General features: G+C 48.0%; 2 protein-coding genes. Both read left to right on the forward strand.

Annotated elements, in window-relative coordinates; translation table 11 throughout:
- Nucleotides 1–231 precede the first annotated feature (231 nt).
- Nucleotides 232–1,764: an IS21 family transposase gene (gene istA, locus J3L11_RS18640; protein WP_161706529.1), complete on the forward strand. Its 1,533-nt coding sequence runs from the start codon at nucleotides 232–234 to the stop codon at nucleotides 1,762–1,764.
- 9 nt (nucleotides 1,765–1,773) lie between these two features.
- On the forward strand, nucleotides 1,774–2,514 hold the full coding sequence (gene istB / locus J3L11_RS18645; protein WP_161706528.1) for an IS21-like element helper ATPase IstB: 741 nt from the start codon (nucleotides 1,774–1,776) through the stop codon (nucleotides 2,512–2,514).
- Nucleotides 2,515–2,593 lie beyond the last annotated feature (79 nt).

The following is a 2,593-nucleotide window of genomic DNA, read 5'->3' on the forward strand; positions in this document are numbered from 1 at the left end:
GTGCATATTCCGGAGTGGTCCGGACACCGATTCCGGGATTATCCGGACACTCATTCCGATTTAATCCGGACACCTTTTCCGGAATAAACCGGCCATTTTTCCAGTAACTCCGGAATCCCTGTCCGGTTAAGCGGAAACTCTGTCCGGTAACGCCGGAATTTCCTTCTTTTCTCTTTTTAATCAATCACTCACTATCTTTGCTATGCCTCGAAACGTAGTAAGGAAGTGATAATGCCGAAAAAGAGAACATCGATGACGAATATCAAAGAGGTGTTACGCCTTAAATATGAATGCGGTTTATCGACCAGAAGGATTGCGGCCTGCTCAAACGTTAGTCGTTCAACAATATCTGAAGTCTTGATACGTTTTGAGCAGAGTGATTTGCACTGGCCACTCCCTGACAATTGCTCTGATACTGAGCTCGCTCAAGTGCTCTACCATGAAAAAGCGGCTGATAAGTCGAAGGTTATGCCCGACTTCGCTCAATGCTTTATTGAGCTCAAACGAAAGAGTATGACTAAACAACTCCTATGGGAGGAGTACCTCGAGCAATATCAAGGCAGAGCTTACCGTTACAGTCAGTTTTGCGAGTATTACCGTCGCTGGCTATCGACACAAAAACGCAGTATGCGCCAGCTTCATCTAGCGGGTGACAAGTTGTTTATTGATTACTGCGGCCCCACTATCCCGGTCGTGAACCCAGATACTGGGGAAGTTCGTCACGCGCAAATCTTTGTCGCAACGCTGGGAGCGTCTAACTACACCTATGTGGAGGCATGTGAAAGCCAAAGACTGGAACACTGGTTGGAAGCTCATGCCAACGCCTTCGAGCACTTCGGTGGTGTTCCGGCACTTCTAGTTCCTGATAATTTGAAGGCTGCTGTCACCAAAACAGACCGTTACGAACCCAAACTCAATGATAGCTACCGGAGATTGGCACACCATTATCAAACTGCCATCATGCCGGCTCGGCCCTACAAGCCGAAGGATAAAGCCAAGGCGGAGAATGCTGTTCTTATCGTTGAGCGCTGGATAATGATGCGTTTGCGTCACCGGCTCTTCCATACCTTTCATGAGCTAAACCTGACTATCCGTGAACTAATGAGATCGCTGAATCAACGACAGATGAAGCAATTGGGTGCCAGCCGACAAGAATTGTTCGACGCTCTGGATAAACCTGCACTGAAAGTCCTTCCGACACAGCGTTACCTCTACACTGAGCACAAAAGAGCGAAGGTGGGGCCGGACTATCACATCGAATATAAAAAGCATTATTACTCAGTCCCGCACCAACTAGTGGGTCAGTACGTTGAGCTTGAGGCTACATGCAAGCTTGTACAGCTTTACCATCAGGGGAACCTAATCGCGCAGCATCCGACCAGTCAAAAGCCACATGGACTCAGTACTTATCCCGAGCATATGCCTGGTAATCATCAATATCAGAAGTGGTCACCAGAGCGGTTGTTGAACTGGGGGGGTCACGTAGGCTCGGCGACAAAGGAAGTTATACAGCAACTGATGCTGTCAAAAGCTCATCCGGCACAAGCCACCCGCAGCTGTCTTGGGGTGTTGAATCTGTCTCGGAAGTATAGCGAAGAGCGCTTAGAGCAGGCCTGTAAAGACGCGTTAATGATGAATAAACCGCACTTCAGATTTATCAAAAATCTTCTCGAAAATCATCGAGAGGGACATTTGTCTTCCTCACCAGAGTCCACCCCCGATATCCAACACAGCAATGTACGTGGACCAAGTAGTTACCACTAGGAGCCAAGAATGGAACAACTCAATGAACAACTGAAAAATTTACGCCTTAGCCATGCAGTCATTGCGCTAGAGCAACAACGAGAGCAGCAATCGACCTATACAGCGTTAGACTTTGAACAGCGCCTAAGTCTACTACTTGAGAGTGAACTACTGGGGCGAAACCAGCTAAAAATCCAGCGGCTAAAGCGGCAAGCCAAGCTCCGAGTGGATGCATTACCCAGCCAAATTATCTACAAGGAAGGACGAGGGTTAATGCGGGCTCAGATGAGTGAGCTTTTAACCGGCAGTTATCTACAAAAGCATCAGAACATACTGGTAACAGGGCCGACGGGGGCAGGAAAAACCTATGTTGCTTGTGCGCTCGCGGCACAGGCATGTACCCAGCTATACAGTGTTCGATATTACCGACTTAGCCGTTTACTTGATGATCTGAGCTCGGGACGGCTTGACGGGACGTATCAGAAACAACTGCTGTCTTTGTCGAGGAAGCAACTTCTGCTCTTGGATGATTGGGGAATGGAAAGACTAAGTCCAGATCATGCAGGTCATTTGCTAGAACTTTTGGAAGATCGCTACCAAACCAGCAGCACGATCATGATAAGCCAGTTACCAGTGAAGGAATGGTACAACATGATAGGCAACGCAACGGTTGCGGATGCTTTACTGGACAGACTAATTCATAACAGCCACAGGATCGAGCTTGAAGGTGAATCCATGAGAAAACTAGCGCAATCCGGACAGGTAGGGTAAAAATAGGGCTAGAGAAAAGTAAGGAATAATGGTGTCCGGTTTAAACAAGAACCGGTGTCCGGAATCGCCGGAATACGCA

Source organism: Shewanella sp. 4t3-1-2LB, from assembly GCF_017368415.1.
Lineage (GTDB): Bacteria > Pseudomonadota > Gammaproteobacteria > Enterobacterales > Shewanellaceae > Shewanella > Shewanella fodinae.